Source organism: Aeromonas sp. QDB63, from assembly GCF_027707425.1.
Lineage (GTDB): Bacteria > Pseudomonadota > Gammaproteobacteria > Enterobacterales > Aeromonadaceae > Aeromonas > Aeromonas caviae.
The window spans coordinates 27,443-44,042 of record NZ_JAPCIS010000034.1 but is presented as its reverse complement, the minus strand read 5'-3'; the positions used below and the strand labels follow the sequence as shown (position 1 = coordinate 44,042).

General features: G+C 56.4%; 22 protein-coding genes. 17 read left to right on the top strand and 5 right to left on the bottom strand.

Going from position 1 to position 16,600, the window contains the following annotated elements; translation table 11 throughout:
- The 3 genes from PG879_RS17290 to PG879_RS17280 form a co-directional block, all read right to left on the bottom strand.
- A partial coding sequence (locus PG879_RS17290) for a hypothetical protein (RefSeq protein ID WP_270830506.1) occupies positions 1–256 on the bottom strand: 256 nt, incomplete at its 3' end.
- A 211-nt stretch (positions 257–467) separates the two neighbouring features.
- Complete coding sequence (locus PG879_RS17285; RefSeq protein ID WP_270830505.1) at positions 468–1,733, bottom strand: polymer-forming cytoskeletal protein; 1,266 nt, start codon at positions 1,731–1,733, stop codon at positions 468–470.
- Positions 1,733–2,308, bottom strand: a complete 576-nt coding sequence (locus PG879_RS17280; protein WP_270830504.1) for a hypothetical protein — start codon at positions 2,306–2,308, stop codon at positions 1,733–1,735. The genes PG879_RS17285 and PG879_RS17280 overlap by 1 nt, the downstream gene beginning before the upstream one ends.
- Before the next feature lie 354 nt (positions 2,309–2,662).
- Here PG879_RS17280 and PG879_RS17275 point away from each other — a divergent pair, with 354 nt between their 5' ends.
- Genes PG879_RS17275 through PG879_RS17255 form a run of 5 tightly spaced genes read left to right on the top strand, consistent with a single transcriptional unit; the run spans position 2,663 to position 4,818 of the window.
- Positions 2,663–2,956 carry a hypothetical protein gene (locus PG879_RS17275; RefSeq protein WP_270830503.1) on the top strand — a complete coding sequence of 98 codons (294 nt, stop codon included), beginning with the start codon at positions 2,663–2,665 and terminating at the stop codon, positions 2,954–2,956.
- Positions 2,953–3,390 (top strand): recombination protein NinB, encoded by a 438-nt coding sequence (locus PG879_RS17270; protein ID WP_270830502.1) that lies wholly within the window; start codon positions 2,953–2,955, stop codon positions 3,388–3,390. Before PG879_RS17275 ends, PG879_RS17270 begins: the two co-directional genes overlap by 4 nt.
- Positions 3,387–3,704: a Ref family recombination enhancement nuclease gene (locus PG879_RS17265; RefSeq protein WP_270830501.1), complete on the top strand. Its 318-nt coding sequence runs from the start codon at positions 3,387–3,389 to the stop codon at positions 3,702–3,704. Before PG879_RS17270 ends, PG879_RS17265 begins: the two co-directional genes overlap by 4 nt.
- Positions 3,701–4,123, top strand: a complete 423-nt coding sequence (locus PG879_RS17260; protein ID WP_270830500.1) for a hypothetical protein — start codon at positions 3,701–3,703, stop codon at positions 4,121–4,123. The genes PG879_RS17265 and PG879_RS17260 overlap by 4 nt, the downstream gene beginning before the upstream one ends.
- Positions 4,120–4,818: a TIGR02642 family protein gene (locus tag PG879_RS17255; protein ID WP_270830499.1), complete on the top strand. Its 699-nt coding sequence runs from the start codon at positions 4,120–4,122 to the stop codon at positions 4,816–4,818. Before PG879_RS17260 ends, PG879_RS17255 begins: the two co-directional genes overlap by 4 nt.
- Before the next feature lie 70 nt (positions 4,819–4,888).
- Here the strand turns inward: PG879_RS17255 and PG879_RS17250 are convergent, their stop codons facing one another.
- Positions 4,889–5,524: a hypothetical protein gene (locus tag PG879_RS17250; protein WP_234676683.1), complete on the bottom strand. Its 636-nt coding sequence runs from the start codon at positions 5,522–5,524 to the stop codon at positions 4,889–4,891.
- Between the two features lie 128 nt (positions 5,525–5,652).
- Positions 5,653–5,985, bottom strand: a complete 333-nt coding sequence (locus PG879_RS17245; protein WP_234676682.1) for a DUF4113 domain-containing protein — start codon at positions 5,983–5,985, stop codon at positions 5,653–5,655.
- A gap of 435 nt (positions 5,986–6,420) precedes the next feature.
- Here PG879_RS17245 and PG879_RS17240 point away from each other — a divergent pair, with 435 nt between their 5' ends.
- The 12 genes from PG879_RS17240 (at position 6,421) to PG879_RS17185 (ending at position 16,535) form a co-directional block, all read left to right on the top strand.
- The gene (locus PG879_RS17240; RefSeq protein WP_270830498.1) at positions 6,421–6,567 is read left to right on the top strand and encodes a hypothetical protein; all 147 of its coding nucleotides are present in this window, start codon (positions 6,421–6,423) and stop codon (positions 6,565–6,567) included.
- A 202-nt stretch (positions 6,568–6,769) separates the two neighbouring features.
- Positions 6,770–6,982, top strand: a complete 213-nt coding sequence (locus PG879_RS17235) for a hypothetical protein (protein ID WP_041215975.1) — start codon at positions 6,770–6,772, stop codon at positions 6,980–6,982.
- The gene (locus PG879_RS17230) at positions 6,979–7,470 is read left to right on the top strand and encodes a lysozyme (RefSeq protein ID WP_171269013.1); all 492 of its coding nucleotides are present in this window, start codon (positions 6,979–6,981) and stop codon (positions 7,468–7,470) included. The genes PG879_RS17235 and PG879_RS17230 overlap by 4 nt, the downstream gene beginning before the upstream one ends.
- Positions 7,470–8,024 (top strand): DUF2514 domain-containing protein, encoded by a 555-nt coding sequence (locus tag PG879_RS17225; RefSeq protein WP_270830497.1) that lies wholly within the window; start codon positions 7,470–7,472, stop codon positions 8,022–8,024. Before PG879_RS17230 ends, PG879_RS17225 begins: the two co-directional genes overlap by 1 nt.
- A gap of 37 nt (positions 8,025–8,061) precedes the next feature.
- On the top strand, positions 8,062–8,247 hold the full coding sequence (locus PG879_RS17220; protein ID WP_171269011.1) for a hypothetical protein: 186 nt from the start codon (positions 8,062–8,064) through the stop codon (positions 8,245–8,247).
- Complete coding sequence (locus PG879_RS17215) at positions 8,248–9,117, top strand: terminase (RefSeq protein WP_270830496.1); 870 nt, start codon at positions 8,248–8,250, stop codon at positions 9,115–9,117.
- A 39-nt stretch (positions 9,118–9,156) separates the two neighbouring features.
- Complete coding sequence (locus tag PG879_RS17210) at positions 9,157–9,849, top strand: hypothetical protein (protein ID WP_270830495.1); 693 nt, start codon at positions 9,157–9,159, stop codon at positions 9,847–9,849.
- A 59-nt stretch (positions 9,850–9,908) separates the two neighbouring features.
- Positions 9,909–11,606, top strand: coding sequence for a terminase (locus tag PG879_RS17205; RefSeq protein ID WP_270830494.1), 1,698 nt, complete (start codon positions 9,909–9,911; stop codon positions 11,604–11,606).
- Positions 11,606–13,732, top strand: coding sequence for a portal protein (locus PG879_RS17200; RefSeq protein WP_270830493.1), 2,127 nt, complete (start codon positions 11,606–11,608; stop codon positions 13,730–13,732). Before PG879_RS17205 ends, PG879_RS17200 begins: the two co-directional genes overlap by 1 nt.
- A 120-nt stretch (positions 13,733–13,852) precedes the next feature.
- Positions 13,853–14,188, top strand: a complete 336-nt coding sequence (locus PG879_RS17195; protein ID WP_103858396.1) for a Gp49 family protein — start codon at positions 13,853–13,855, stop codon at positions 14,186–14,188.
- A gap of 131 nt (positions 14,189–14,319) precedes the next feature.
- Entirely contained in the window at positions 14,320–15,246 is a 927-nt protein-coding gene (locus PG879_RS17190) for a hypothetical protein (protein WP_270830492.1), read from the top strand.
- Between the two features lie 71 nt (positions 15,247–15,317).
- Positions 15,318–16,535, top strand: coding sequence for a phage capsid family protein (locus PG879_RS17185; protein WP_270830491.1), 1,218 nt, complete (start codon positions 15,318–15,320; stop codon positions 16,533–16,535).
- Positions 16,536–16,600: the final 65 nt, after the last annotated feature.

Genomic DNA, 16,600 nt, shown 5'->3' with positions numbered 1-16,600 from the left:
AAACTGGCTTTTTGCCTTCGCTACTTGCGCGAGTTATGTGTGGACAGAAAACCAGCATTTTGAGAACACAGCCTAGGCCAATGGCCTTGATAAGCCCGCCGGCGTAGGAGATAACAACATCTCCCGGCCGGGTTAGTGTGAGGTTGATATAGGTCTGATTCTTCGAGCCGTTGCGGTTGGTCTTGGGCGACCAGATGTAGCCGCCCCCAACTTCTGCGCTGTACGTTTGCTTATGATTTACCCACCAGAATGCCACTGTAATCCCCTCGAGACTGCTGACCACGGATAGAAGGCCTCATGATAACTCGAATGGTGCTGTTTGTTGAAGTTATGGCCAGTTGATTCACAGATCGGTTGAGCCAGCAGAGCTTGAAGAATTACCAACAAACCTGCTGGGGGGAGGGTATCTCAATATATGGATTATATCGGATATGAGTTACAAGGTTAATTGTCAATATTAAAACATATCATTGATCAATTATCTTTCCAAAGATAGAACCGGAGCAATTAATTTCGCTACCTATATTGTATACATCACCATTAATTATACCGCTTACCTCCATGTCACAATTCGAGATCGTAATATTTCCAGTTACGACACCTGTCACTTCAACAGAGCTATGACTACAGTCTATATCTCCTGATACATGTCCAGAAATATCTATGGAGCCTTGGTTGCTTTCAATTTCACCCGAATAATAGCCTGATATTTCTATTGAGCCTTGATGGTTTCTTATATCGCCTGATACTATTCCAGATATTTCTATTGAGCCTTGATTGTTCTCAATGTCACCCGTTACATTACCGGATATTTCTATAGATCCTTGGTTGTTTTCAATGTCACCTGTTACATTCCCGGATATTTCCATTGAGCCTTGATTATTTTCAATGTCTCCAAATGTTAACCCAGGAACTATCATTGCACTTAGGTTGTTTTCTAGATTGTCGCTAAAATGATTATCAACAATCAATTCATTTGAATAGTCTTCAGATTTTCCAAATATAGTGCCCATCATATTGAACAATGATGACGGCTCACTTTTATGACGATTGTGTTCAGATGAAACGCTTACAGTGGACGCAAGAGTGCTTTTGACAAACTGTTGGATGCTTTTATTCAGTGATGGCATGGTATCAATTAACATTTCAGTGTTGGCAATATTGTTTTTTTGTCTTGTCCTACCTTCAAGTCTTTGATACCAATCATAACCCAATTGTCCAGTGCTATTTTTTATGTTGATTTTTAAATCGTGTGTCTTTGCATTGAGTTCTTTGACCTTCAACAGGAGCGTTTCTTTTTGCGCAATCAGTATTTTCTTATCATCGTAAAGTTTGTCAATTAACAATTTTAAATTATCTGATTCGCTCTTTTTTTCAAAAGGATCTCTGGATGAACTTATTTCTTTATTCAAGATAGATCTATGGTTTTTGGCCGTTTGAATGGAATCATCAATGATTGTTATTGAGTATTTGGCATCACTTAATAACTTGTAAGCTTGATTTGCAACGCAAACACATTCGTGATGCATATCAATTAGTGACTTGAAATTATAGTGATTTATTGATAGCTCTAAGTGCTTCTTGATTCTTTCATTATGAAATTCGACATTTTTCTGAGTCTCAAGGTACTTACTTTCCCATCTTCCTTTTGATTCTGAAACCTTTTCTTGTAGATCTCTATATATTTTGTAGCCTATACCTACTAATGCAATACCTGCTAGCATGAGTTCCATTACTCGCCCCTCAGGAGGTTTTTAAATTTATCGCCTCTCGGAGATGTATCGAGAGCTTTCAGGGTGCTTTTAGCAATTAACTCTAAGCTTATAATACTTTGTTCACCAATGATTTTTAATGACTCTGTTAAATATGAAATAGCTTCCATAGAAATTCTTTTGTCTTCAATGGAAACTTGTTGGTTTGCTATGTTTTTTGTCAGAAGCTGGATGCTATCTATTATTCTATTTTTCTCAATATGTGAATGCTCTAATTTTTTTGCCACTAAACCCAGAGAGGCTTCGAATGCCAGCCTTCTTTCTTCCAGAGTTCTTAAACCTGCTGAAAGAGCTGCATCTATCTGATGATGCTTAATTTTAGCTTCTTCCTCAATTCTGGTTTGTTCTACATCTAACATGCGAATCTGATGTTTATAGTAAGTGATTTGAGCAATTGTCTCGGCAAAGGTTTGAAATGGACTTAAGCTTTTAAGTAATGCTGGAAACCCAGCGCGATCAAACTCAAAAGGCTTACCTATCTCTACATTCGACTTTAGCATAATAGAGTTGTTATTCGACGATTTAATGTTATTCATTATGACTTCCCTTCATGCTTAATTATGCTGAATATACTGCGCAAATAGTGATCATTTGACTGGGTGCAATCCTTTGCCCTTTGCTTGTAATTGGAACTTAAGTGCTCAGAGTAGAGATAGTACTAGTATGACTCCATTTTTTGAACTGATGAGCTGTGATTTTTGGTACAAATCACATTTTTTGTGCTCAGTACCTAAATAGCTGTGTATGCAACCAGCATTGATTACATAAGGCGGTGAATCGTTAGGAAGCGCCGATCGTTTCTGGTGCGTGACAGAAATTCTCAAGAGTGGGTACCATTGCCAATGCCGGACCTAGACCACCCGGCTTTGTGTAACCAAAGGACCCAGACCATGACCAAACCGCATACCCGAGATCTATCCATCGCGACCCAGTTGGGGCGCGTTATCGCCGTCATGAGCGACGGCAAGGCCCGCACCCTGCGCGACATCGAACGCGAGTGCTGGATCCGCTACGGCCACGCTGACACCCAGGCCGCCATCAGCGCCAGACTGCGCGAAGTCTGCTGCCACGGCTGGGAGAAGCACTCCAGCAACCAGAACATCGACGGCAAGCAGGTGTGGCATTACCACCTGACCCCGTTCCCTACCACCGAGGCCGTTGCAGCCAAGGCGGTGGCGGCATGAGCTACCCCAAGTATTTCCTGCGAAGCCCCGACATCCGCTCCCGGGCCAGCCAACTGGTCGCCAGCCTGCCGGTTGACCAGGACAAGCCGCTGGTCATCGAAATCAAAGAGATGACCCGCTCCCTGGCCCAGAACGCCCTGTTTTGGGCGGTCATGACTGACATCGCTGAACAGGTTAACTGGCACGGCCGCAAGCTCGCCAAGGAGGACTGGAAGCATGTTCTCAGCGCCGCCCTGTACCAGCAGGACGTAGTACCGAACATCGACGGCTCCGGGTTCGTGGTGCTGGGTAAGTCCACCTCCAAGATGACCGTGCGCGAGATGCGCGACCTCATCGAGCTTGCCCAGGCCTTCGGCGCTGAGCAGGGCGTGAAGTTCGGAGATGAATCCCGCCGTGGTTTCGACTGGGTGGCGGCCTACGGGAGGGCTGCATGAACAAGACCAAGGCTGATAAGCAGTGGTTGGACGATGTGAGCTCGCTTGGCTGCATTGCCTGCCGGAATGCAGGCCTGGGGCCAAGTCTCGCGGAAATTCACCATGTACGCTCTGGGTCTGGCATGGCCCAGCGCGCCGAGCACACCCGGGTGCTACCGCTTTGCCCCCGGCACCACCGCGCCTGCTATCCCACAGGGTTCCACGCCTCCCCGCGTTCCTGGCAACAAGAACACGGCAGCGAGGAGACCCTGCTGGAGCAGGTGGCCAGAGAAGTCACCGAACTGCGCAAGAACACCATCGGGAGGGCAGCATGATCCACATCACCGCCCTCGATGCGGCCCGGTTACTGGGTAGCAGCCCGAAGGTCAGGACCGCAGCCAACCAGGTGCGCAAGGCCCAGCAGGTCATGTCCCTGCACGACAAGGTGCTGACCCAGCTGGTCGGCCTACCTGACCCCGCCACCGAGCTGTTGTTTCACCCCAAGCGCAAATGGCGCTTCGACTACGCCTGGCCCACCCGCATGATCGCCATTGAGGTCCACGGCGGGATCCACTCCGGCGGCCGGCACACCCGGGGGAGGGGGTTCGTAGAGGACCGGGCCAAGATGAACGAAGCCACCTTGCTCGGGTGGACCGTGTTGGAAGTTACCCCGGAACACATCAAATCCGGCCAGTTGCGTGCCTGGCTGCTCGCCGCTTTCAATCAGGACCCAGACCAGAGGACCAAACCATGACCCACGCTATCGAAATGGCTCTGCGCCTTTTCTCGCCGAAAGGCGCACTACATGAACCCTCGTCTGGTCGCTCCAGCACGCTGGGGAGAGAGGAGTTTCTGGGAGCCCTGCAGGTGGCCGCAAAGAGCAACCCGCAAGGACTCCAGTTCCTCATGGCTGACCACCTGAGGGATGAACAAGCCCTTGCGTCGCTGCTGACGCACTTCAGCGCCACGCTGGACAGCGACGAGGCCGGTGGTATGGCCATGGCAATCCTGCTGCGCCGCCCGCTGCCTGAGCAGCTGGAGCACTTGGTGCTGTCTCACCCTCACTATGACAAGGAGCGCCGCCGGGCCGCCGTGGTGATGGAGAAGGCCAAGCGAGCTCACCGCGGTGGCAATGACCACGAGTATCAGCGTCTGCTGGCCGAGCGGAACGGGATCCTGTCGCTTGCCCATGACCACTGCGTCGCCGAGATGCTGCAATCCGGTCGCTGCCCGCACTGCAGGGGGACGGGGATTCGCCAGCGCAAGGGGGACGAGTGCCCGAAGTGCCACGGCAGTGGTCGAGCGGTACCTGATGCCGAGCTGGTCTCACGCCAATTCGGGCAGGAGATGCGGCAGGCCGTAGAGCGTGCCGTTGATGAGGTGATCCACCAGGCGTCAGACTTGTCCAAACTCATGGACCGGCAGGTGCGGGAGATGCGGGCAGCGTGACTAAAGGGGGCTTTATTGCCCCCTTCTCTATAATCCTAAACTAACGTTATCAACCCTTGGGATTTAAGGCTCAGGTTGGCAGACCCTCGGTATTGCTGAATTCTTTGACGCCTCGCTCGATATCTTCTCGTGCCTCTCTGACGAATGAATTTGAGAGGGCAGCCGATCTGATCGATTCATCTATTAGCGCCTTCAGCTGACTCATATCATCGCTTTGATCAATGGCTCGTAGAACCGAGCCGAATGCTACTGATAGAGACGAAAAGTCTTTTTCCAGTTTGTTGAATCGCTCATGTAGCATGATCCCGTGTGATTTGCCAAATGAATCAATCCATTTCTGCTGTTCATGTGCAGTTAACTCAATTTCACGAGTTGCACAATCAACGGCTTTGTTCATTCTCATTTCGGTAACTGGGTCATATTTCTGTAATCTTCGAGCGTGCAACCGTTCTGTGTACTCCTTCAGCTCTTCGGCTTTTCCTGGTTGCTGAACGTACTCTTCAAGTCCATTTAAAGCCCAATCCGGTACTCGGCGATAGCTCACCTTGCTTGGTGAAATTAGCCATGCTTGTATGCTTCGAACAGTTACTTTTTGGCCAGTCATTTCAGTAATTGCATCAACAACGAAATCATTGTCATTGCCGAAGTAGCAGTGGATCAGTGAAGAAAGTCGTTGCTGCCTCATTAATTCTTCATTTTGGTTCATTTTCCCATGCCTCTGTAAAATCGCCCCTGCCGCGCACATTGTGCGGCACATTGTGCGTGATGGAATCTTATGCCCAGAAGATGGATTTATGCAAGTAGCATTAAGCGCTTTCACTATCCGGCCATGAGTTATGTTTTAACTGCGAGAAGTTCGCAGAAACTTGTTGTATAGCGGGGGCTGAGCTGCTCCCGTTTCATCATCCACTCCCGGGTATCCCGGCCTCGGGCCGCGAAGAAGACCTTCCCCATTCGCCCCTGATTAATCCTGTCAATCACCTGCATCAGCGCCTCGCTGCGGGGTGATTGCTGCTCCGCTGCGAACAGGTCGCCCTGCTGCATGCCGACCGGGGTGAAGCCGGCCAGCATGACGCCGCCCTTCTGATATCGCTGTTCGTCGCGCCAGATGTGGGGAAGTAGTTGGGGGATCAGGGCCAGCAGCGCTCGGGTGTCATTGGTGGGCATGGCAGGAGGAGCAGGGCTACACCTTCAGTTTCTCCCAGCTCACGATCAACGCCGACACGCACCCGCTGTTGCGGCGAATGCACAAGCTTGGGGACGAGAAGCGGAGCCTGGTCATTGTGCCGCCTGAAGACTACGACGCTTGGTTGCTTGGTTGCTTGGTTGCTTGGTTGCTTGGTTGCTTGGTTGCTTGGTTGCTTGGTTGGGGGGCCGGGATCCTGAGCTGGCTCGAGCCTACCTAATTCCGCAATTGGCAAAACTGCTAGTAGGTGAGCCAATGCCACGAGAGCGCCGAGGTAACTAAAAATAGACGCTCACAATCGGCGTTGGTTAAATCTATGGCGATACATGCTAATGAACCCTACCATTGATTTTGGCTGGCTAAGTGACTTAGTTGGCCGATTTTGTTGCAATGATACACAGAAAAGGAGTCCTGTGATGTCTACCCATCACTATCAGTGTCAATACTGCTATTGCACCACTTCAATGTGGGAAGATGATGACGGCAAAGATGATTTCTATGGCGGCCCTATTGAAGACTGCGGTTGTCAATCTGCTGTGAATGATGACTACGATGATGATTAATGGATAACGTTGATGTCATTACTTAGAGCCGTATCGATGCTCTTGTCCGGCATTGTCGATGGTTAGCTTGTAATGCCGATGGTTGAAACCCTACGGCCCCAGCGTTAGTATTGCCCCAACATGGCCAGAGTCTCACCGACCCTGGCCTTTTTCATTTCTGGCCCGCCTCGTGCGGGCTTTGTCGTTTCTGGAGGAGCGATGCATGGGGAAAGAAGAAGATCTCGCGACGGCTGCGGCTGCCGCGGGGGTGGCAAAGAGCGCACCGCCGGTGGTGGTGTCCGGTATGACGCTGGCCGGGTACTCGCTCAATGACTGGGTGCTGGCTGCCACGTTGATGTGGATAGCGGTTCAGATGGGCTGGTTTATCTGGTCGAACATCATCAAGCCGCGCCGCCAGCAGGGAGGTGCAAAATGAACAAGGTCCGCATTGCCATTGCCGCGCTCAGCCTGAGTGCAGCGGGCTTTGTGGGGCTCCTGAATCGGGAGGGGTTTGAGCCGACGGCTTACCCCGACCCGGTACACGGTACCAAGCTCCCCACCATCGGCTTTGGGAGCACCGAAGGGGTCAAGATGGGTGACACCATCACGCCCGTCGCTGCGGTGAACAGGAGCCTTCGGGAGGTGCGGGTGTTCGAGGATGCCCTCAAGGCCTGCATCAAGGTGCCACTCCACCAGTATGAGTTCGACGCCTATGTCGAGCTCTCCCACAACATCGGCCCCGGCGCCTTCTGCCGCTCCACCATCGTGAAGCGCCTGAACGCTAGTGACTACCCAGGTGCCTGCGAGGCGATCCTGCTGTTCAAGCGTGCCGGTAACCAGGACTGCTCGGCGCCAGGAAACCGGGTCTGCCCCGGGCTCTGGAAAGACCGGCTGCGCCTTAATGCTAAGTGCAAGGGGGGGTGATGGGAGTGACTCCGCAGAGCAAGACGCTGCCGTTCCTGGCCGGCGCCCTGGTGATAGCTGCCCTGGCCGGCGGTGGGGTGGCGCTCTATCGCTCCGGCCATGCTGCTGGGGAGGAGGGAGAGCGCAAGACCTGGCAGGCGAAGTGGAATGAAGAGGCTGCCCGCCTCGCTACTGCCAGGACCAAGGCAGAGCTGGAGGCCCGGGAGGAAGAACAGCGCCGCCAGGCTGAAATCGATGAGGTGAGAGACCATGCACAAGAAGAAATCGCCCAAGCGCAGGCTGATGCCGTTGCTGCTGGCCTTGAGTCTGGCCGGCTGCGCGAGCAAGCCCGCCGCCTGGCAGCCCGAACAAGTCAGTGCGCCAGCGGTTCCAGCGCTCCCCAAGGAGGCCAGGCAGCAGAACAACCTGCCATGGTGCTCGCCGACCTGCTCAGCCGGGCTGACGAAAGAGCGGGTGAGCTGGCAGCAGCGTATGACCGAGCTCGAACGTCAGGACTAGCCTGCGAGCGGGCCTATGGCTCCCTGCGCACCGTGACCATAAAGCCCCGCCAGTAACGGCGGGGTTTGTCTTTCTGGGGAAGGGGAAGAGGTGATGCAGATGAAATGGAGCAGTGAAGTAGAAAGCGGTATCGATGTGACTGGGGTTATCACCCGCGTTGAGCACTACGATGGAGCCGAGGCGGTGGTTGTTCTTTCCTCCGGTGTTTCTGTGGTGGTAGCGGCAGCACACAAGCCGGTACCTGGCGATACCATCGTTGAAGGCGAGCTATCTCTCTAAATGGCAAAGACCGACTGGGCACAGCTCAATGCAGAGTTCCTGCAAGAGCATGAAGCGACCGGCATCAGTGCGAAAGACTGGTGTGACAGCCGCGGCCTGAACTACAACTCGGCGCGTCGCTATTTGAAATCCCGGGGGCAATCTTCCGAGCCCTATAAAAAATCTCGCGTAGCTGCGCAATCTGCGCATTCGGAAGTGCGCAAAACTGCGCAGTCTGCGCAAAGTGCGCAAGCCGAGGGGAATGAGGCCAAGGCCAAAGGGGGAGAGCGAAGAGGGGAGAAGTCCTCCGCATCCACTCGCACCCCGGCAGACTCAGCCCTGAACCCGAAAACAAACGGCCGGGACAGCAGCGGCCGCTTCACCGAGGGCAACCCTGGCAACCCCAACCCGGTCACGAAGTGGAAGCCCGGCGACCGCCCGGCGCTGACCCACGGCGGCTATGCCAAGTTCCTCGATGCCGAGGAGCTGTTCGACCAGGCCCGCGAGCTGCAACTGCGCGACGAGCTGGACTTCACCCGGGCTCGCGTCATCTCCGTCACCAAGCTGCTCAAGGGGCTGCAGCAGGACCTGGTCACCGCCACCGAGATGACCGACCGGATCGCGCTCTACGACAAGATCTTGAAAGCCGAGCAGGCCCTCGACCGCAACATCCAGCGCATAGAGTCCATCGAGCGGACTCTGAGCGCCCTTCGCATCGACGAGGTGAGCGTGCCGAAGATTGAGGAGGATACTCGCCGCATCCGGGCTGCGGCCCGCAAGCTGACCGCCGAAGCCGATCGGCTCGAGAAGGATGGCGGTAGTGAGGCAACGCCGGTCAGCGAGATGGTCACCGAGCTGCAGGGGATGGGGACCGGGGGGCTTATGTCGTGATAGCATACAAAATATAGCAACCGGTATAATTGGAGTGTAATGGTGGCTTCTAACGCGGAAATGGAAGAGCTGTACCGAAAACGACTAATGGTTGTGGCGACTGGAATACTAATTTTTGTCATCGCAGGTGGATCGTTGAGCTCTGTAGCTCCAGCACAGAACTCAACAGAAATAACCATATTCGGAGTTAGGCTTCTATTTAAAAATGCAAAGTTTCTAGAGTGGGCAGGTATTGCCGTGATGTGGTATTTTTGGTTAAGGCATCAGCAATTTTCTTTTGAAGTGCGTAGCGATCTTAAAAATCAAATTTTTAATGGAATTAGCATATGCCGCACAGCGACAGAAAGGGTGCGTAGAGCTGAAGTCACACATTACCACGGCCCAGGTGACTATGAAGGCCATTTTAGACGCGTGAAATTCTTCGTAGCTAAAGATTACGAGTGGTGCCCCTCAGATACTGATGGCCGACATTCTTATTCAGCAAGTGTTGATATGCTATCGCCATTTAGAATAGTGATATGCATGACTTCAGTTGGTGGTGGTCAGAATAAATCCATTGGGTGGCAGATTGATGAGATAAAAGGCGTTGCTGAACATCTACAGTTCTATGCTGCGTATATATTTTCATATTTAAAGTGCGCCTATAAGTATCCGGAATTTTGTCACGCCAAGTTACCATCATGGTTAGCTATAACAAGTTTCACACTGTATATAGTCAACGCATTCGTTTGACCAGCAAGTGACTATCAACCAACCCGCTTCGGCGGGTTTTTTATTGCCTGAGATCCACGATGACCGAACTCGAAACCTCCGCCATGACTGAGCAGGAGCAGATGGATTACATCCGTTCGAAGCTCAGCGATAAGTGGTGGCGGATGAACAACCTCTACATGATCGAGAACGAGCAGGGCCAGCTGGTACGATTTCGGCTGCGCCCAGCACAGGAGCTGCTGTTCCGGACCATGTGGTACCTGAACATCATCCTCAAGGCGCGTCAGCTCGGATTCTCCACGGCCATCGACATCTATCTGCTGGACGAGGCGCTGTTCAACAAGAACCTCAAGTGCGGGATCATCGCCCAGGACCTGACTGCCGCCGGCGAGATCTACCGCACCAAGATTGAAGTCCCGTTCGATAACCTGCCCAGCTGGCTCAAGGCCCAATTCAAGGTGGTGACCCGGCGCGGCGGGGCGAATGGCGGTCACATCCTGTTCCGACACGGCTCCAGCATCCAGGTGGCCACCTCGTTCCGCTCCGGTACCGTCCAGCGCCTGCATGTCTCCGAGCACGGGAAGATCTGCGCCAAGTACCCGGAGAAGGCCAAGGAGGTGCGAACCGGGACGCTGCAGGCGATCCACCCGGGTGCCGTGGCCTTCATCGAGAGCACAGCCGAAGGGGTGGGGGGCGACTTCCACGCCATGAGCATGAAATCCCTCGAGCTGGCCCGGGCCTCTGGTGAGCTCAGTCAGCTGGATTGGAAGTTCCACTTCTTCGCCTGGTGGCAGGACCCCAAGTATCGCGCCGACGTGCCGGCATCCGGCGTGGTGATGAGCAAGACCCAGGCGGAGTATTTCGCCGCGGTCGAGAAGTCGATGGGCTGCACCATCACCGACGAGCAGCGGCAATGGTACGTGCTGAAAGAGTCCACCTTGGGCGCCGAGATGAAGCAGGAGTTCCCCAGCACGCCGCTGGAGGCCTTCCTGACCTCTGGGCGCCGGGTGTTCGACCCCATCCATACCATGGATGCCGAGGGCGATTGCATGGCCCCGCTCATCGTCTACGACATCGACCCGGTGACCGGCAAGCGGGAGAAGGCTCGCAAGCCTGAGAAGCTGGACGAGCGTGGCCAGCGCTCCCTCGAGAACATGCTGCTGGTCTGGGAGCTGCCAGACCCCGACGAGGATTACGCCATCGGCGCCGACGTGGCGGAAGGGCTGGAGCACGGCGACCGCTCAAGCCTCGACGTGACAGCCAAGAGTGACGGCCGGCAGGTGGCACACTGGTTCGGGCATCTGGATCCCGGGCTGTTTGCCCAACTGCTGGCCCACGTTGGAAGGTTCTACGGCAGCGCAGAGCATGGCCCGGCCTACATCGGGCCAGAGCGCAACAACCACGGTCACGCCGTGCTGCTCAAGCTCCGTGAAATCTACCCGACCCGGCGCATCTACACCCAGGAGCACATCGACCGGGACCGCGACGACGAGACGCCACGCCTCGGCTGGCTCACCACTCGGCAGTCAAAGCCGATCCTCGTCGATGGCCTCAAGGCCCTGCTGCGTGCCGGGCAGTCCGGGATCCGTTGGATAGGCACCATTCACGAGGCCACCACCTACGTCTACGACAAGAGCGGCAGCATGAACGCCCAGGACGGCTGCTACGACGACCAGCTCATGAGCTACATGATTGCCCAAGAGATGCGTGCCCGGATGCCGGCCCGCATCGTCAAACCTGAATCCTTCCGCAAACCCAAGCACTGGATGGCCAACTGATGATCAACGCCCAACCCAAGGCCCCTGAAAAAGGCGGCCTCGATACCCCGCGCCTGCTCAAACTGATGAGCGATATCAACGGCCAGCCGGACTGGCGCTCTATCGCCAATCGGGCGTGTGCCTACTACGACGGCGATCAACTGCCGCCCGAGGTGGTGAGTGTGCTCAAGGCGCGGGGCCAGCCCATCACCATTCACAACCTGATCGCGCCGACCATTGACGGCGTGCTGGGGATGGAAGCCAAGAGCCGCACCGATCTGATGGTGATCGCCGATGACCACGACGACGAGCTGGAGCAACTGGCCGAGGCCGTCAACGCTGAATACGCCGATATGTGCCGCCTTGGCGGACTGGACCGCGCCCGGGGCGAGGCCTACGGCGGCCAAATCAAGACCGGCCTGGGCTGGGTTGAGGTGTGTCGCCGCGATGACCCGTTCGGCCCACGTTACAAGTTCAGCAATGTCCACCGTGACGAGGTTTATTGGGACTGGCACAGCAGGGAGCCGGACCTGAGCGACTGCCGCTGGCTGATGCGACGCCGCTGGGTTGATCTGGATGAGGCCAAGACCATGTTCCCGAGCAAGGCACAGGCGCTGCAGTGGGGCGTCAACGACTGGGAGGGGGTCGTGAGCCTGACCTCCATCGAGGGGCTGGACCCCAATCTGGTCAGCGCCTATGACGAGTGGAGCCAATTCAGCGGCAAGGAGATCGAGTGGTGCAGCCGGGAGCGGGATCGGGTGCTTCTGCAGGTGGTCTACTACCGCACCTACACCATGCGTCAGGTGCTGATGCTGGACTCCGGTCGGGCACTGGAGTACGACAAGACCAATCAACTGCATCTCGCTGCTGTGGCCATGGGGCGCGCCAAGCTGGAGCGCTGCCCAGTGGCCGTGATCCGGGAATCCTGGTTTGTCGGCCCCCATCACCTGGTTGATCGACCCTGCTCTGCGCCCCACAACATGTATCCGCTGGTGCCGTTCTGGGGTTACCGCAAAGACCGCACCGGTGAGCCCTATGGGTTGATTGTTCGAGCCATGCCGGCACAGGACGAGGTGAACCTGCGGCGCATCAAGCTGACGTTCCTGCTGCAGGCCAAGCGGGTCATCACGGACAAGGACGCCACCAACATGAGCCAGAGTCAGGTGCTGGAGCAGGTCGAGCGCCCTGATGGCTACATCGAGCTCAACCCGGACCGCGCCAACAAGACCAGCGTGAGCGATGCCTTCAAGGTGGAGCAGGACTTCAACGTGGCGGCCCAGCAGTTTCAGGTGATGCAGGACTCGGTGAAGCTGATCCAGGACACCATGGGGGTTTATGCCGCCTTCCTGGGCCAGGGCTCCACCGGGCAGTCCGGCGTGGCTATCAGCAACCTGGTGGAGCAGGGGGCGACCACGCTTTCGGAGATCAACGACAACTACCGGATGGGCTGCCAGCAAGTGGGGCAGTTGGCGCTGGCGTACCTGCTGGAAGACATGGCCAGCAAGCGCAACTACAAGGTGACCGTGAACCGGGATGACCCCCGCCGCCGCAAAACCGTGGTGGTCAACGTGGAGCAGGAGGATGGCAAACTCACCAATGATGTGACCCGGCTGCGGGCACATATCGCACTGGCGCCGATCCAGCAGACTGCCGCCTACAAGCAACAATTGGCCGAGCGGATGACCCAGGCTATGTCCCAACTTCCGCCAGAGGCTGCAGGTGCCTGCTTCGATTTGCTGGTTGAGCTGATGGATGTGCCGCGCAAGGCCGAGTTTGTGGAGCGGATCCGCAATGCCCTGAACATCCCGAAAGACCCGGACGAGATGAACGAGGAGGAGCGCGCCGCCGCCGAGCAGCAGGCTCAGCAGGCCCAGATGCAGCAGGAGCTGGCCATGCGCGAGATGCAGGCCAAGCTGGCAGAGTTGGAAGGCAAGGCTGCCAAGTGGCAGGCAGAGGCTCAGCGCATCGCCAAGTTGACCGACTCTATCCGGTTCGAGGATGCCCTCAAGCAGGCCCAGACCGGTAAGACGCTGCAGGAGATGGAGCAGTTGGCAGCCCAGCAGCAGGCGATGCAGACAGAGCAGGCAGCCCTGCAGGCGCAGCTGCTGGACAGCATCCAACAGCAGATCGACGCCATCGCGCTCTGATAGTTGCTTTCCTGACCTGCCAGCGTTACGATTTCTCCAACATGGCCCAGTCTCTCGAGATTGGGCCTTTTTCATTTCCAGACCCGGCCATTGTGCCGGGTTTTTTATTTGGAACGGGCCATGACCGACCAGCAACACCTTGATGCCGAGATGGAACGAGATATTCAGGCGCTCGAACTGACCGCCCCGCGCGTTACCCCTGAACAGATCGATGCGCTGATGCGTGGCGTTCGCTATGAGGTTCAGGTTGTTCCCGGTACCACAACCACGCTGGCTACCGCCATTGCTGCCAACGGCTTCACCCTGGCCATCGGCATGACCGCCTGTGCGGACCCGGCCAACTTCAACGCCGAGTTTGGCGCCAAGTACGCCATCAAGGATGCCGAAGCCAAGGCCCGCCAAGAGCTGTGGAAGCTGGAAGGCTGGCGGCTCAAGTGCCATTTAGCGAATCTTTAGCGATAGACGGCAACCCTTGCCCGCGTTGTGCGGGCTTTTTTATGCCCAGCCCCAGCCGGGGAGCGCTTTTACCGAGAGCCTTCCCCCGCTTGGGCAGCGATACCACCCACTGAAAACCCACGAGGACAACCATGGATAAGAACATCGACAACCTGACCGGCACTGAGAGCCTGGACGAACTGGAAGCCATGCTGGAAGCGATCGAGCGTGAGCCCGATAGCGAGCTGGATGATGGCACTGGCACCGAGCAAACGGACGTACAACCCGCGCCGTCGGCGGGCGAGGTGGCAGCCGGTAACGAACAGGGCAGCACCGAGCAGGGCGGTGAAGGGGTCGCGGAGCCTGAGAAGGTGATCCTGGCCAAGAGCGGTCAACACACCATCCCGTATGAAGTGCTGGAGCAGGCGCGCAATGAAGCCAAGCAACTGCGTGAGCAGCTGGCCGCATCGCAGCAAGCCCAGGCCGAGCGGGACAAGCTGCAGGCGCTGATGGAGAAGCACGGGATCAACCCCGACGTGGACCCCGACGACATCAGCCAGGAGGAGCTCGAGCAGTTGGCGCAGGACTACCCGGATCTCGGCAAGTCCATCGCCGCCATTGCCCGCAAGCTCCAAAAGCTGGAGCCCCAGGTCGCCCCGCAGCAGGTTCAACCCACCCTCAACCCGGTACAGGCCGCACTGCAGGCGGTACCTGATCTGGTGAGCTGGCGGGAAAAGGACCAGGACCGTTTCGACTTCGCCATCATCGTCGATGAGAAGCTCCAGGCTGATCCCGCGTGGCAAGGCAAGTCGCTGGATGAGCGATTCGCAGAGGCGGCGCGCCGCACCAAGCTGGCCTTTGGTGATGAGGTCATCCCTCCCGCCAAGGTACCCGGCAAGGGTGCAGAAAAGCCCGCTGATTTCATCCCGTCCAGCCCTTCGGCACTCGGCCAGACCCATCATGCCGCTCCCACTGGAGTGGAGCGCTTTGGTGCCATGTCTCAGACCGAGCTTATCGGCGAGATGGGCGCCATGACGGACGCCCAAATGGAGGCGCTGCTGGAGCAGGCCGGGTACTAACCCACCACCCATTTCAATAAGCCAACCCCGACCACCGTGTCGGGGTTTTTGTTTTCATGTAGGAGAGGACCATGACCCAAGTCACCTCGGCGCAAGCCAATAAGATTTTGCAGGCGGCACTGTTTACGTCCGCAAACCGTTCCCACTCGCTGGTGAACATGCTGACCGAAGAGGCTCCCAAGGGGGCCAAGGTCAACGGCGGCAAGCAGACCAGTGCTGGCGCCCCTGTGGTTCGCATCACCGATCTCGGCAAGGGTGCTGGCGACGAAGTAGATATGCAGCTGTTCCACCAACTGTCTGGCCGCCCGACCATGGGCGACAAGAAGCTGGCCGGGCGCCTCGAAAGCATGTCCTTCGCCGACTTCTCGCTCAAGATCAACCAGACCCGGCACGGTGTGGATGCTGGCGGCAAGATGAGCCAGAAGCGCACCAAACACGACCTGATCAAGACAGCGCGCGTGCTGCTGGCGGATGGCTACTACGGCCGCCTGGTTGACCAGCGCGGCTTTGCTCAATTGGCCGGCGCACGCGGCGACTACGCGGCCACCGATATCATTCTGCCGCTGGCAGATGATGCTGAGTTTGCCGACATCATGATCAACCCGCTGACCGCGCCGACCTACGAGCGCCACTTCTTCGGTGGTGACGCGACTACCTTCGAAGCCATCGACGCGGCGGATCGCTTCAACCTCGGCTGTGTGGACAACATGGCGCTCTATCTGTCCGAGATGGCCAACCCCATTCAGCCGATCCGCATGGTGGCCGACCCGTCTGGTGGCGAGCCGCTCTATGTGCTCTACGTCACCCCCCGTCAATGGCATGACTTCTACACCTCCAGCTCCGGTAAAGACTGGAACGCCATGCTGGCCGCGGTGGCGGAGCGAGCCAAGGGCTGGAATCACCCCATCTTCCGCGGTGAAGGTGCGATGTGGCGCGGCATCCTGGTCAAGCAATACAAGGGCATGCCGATCCGCTTCAACCAGGGCAGTACCGTCAAAGTGTGTGCCGCCAACTCCACGACCGGGGCGGAAGTGGACAAGGTTGCGGGCACCCTGATCGACCGCGCCGTGCTGCTGGGTGGCCAGGCGCTGGCCAACGCCTTCGGTTCCGGTGAGCAGGGGGGCTCCTTTGGCATGCACCAAGAGCCGGCCGACCATGGCAACTCGAACGAGATCTCGATCCGTTGGGTCTCCGGCCTGCAAAAGATCCGCTTCAAGCAGCGCAACGGCAACATTCAGGACCATGGTTGCATGGTGCTGGATACCGCGGTGAGTGCCATCGCTCGCTAAGCCGCTGACCCATGGGGCTTCACGGCCCCATCCCACCACTATCTGACCAGACAAGGAGCCATATC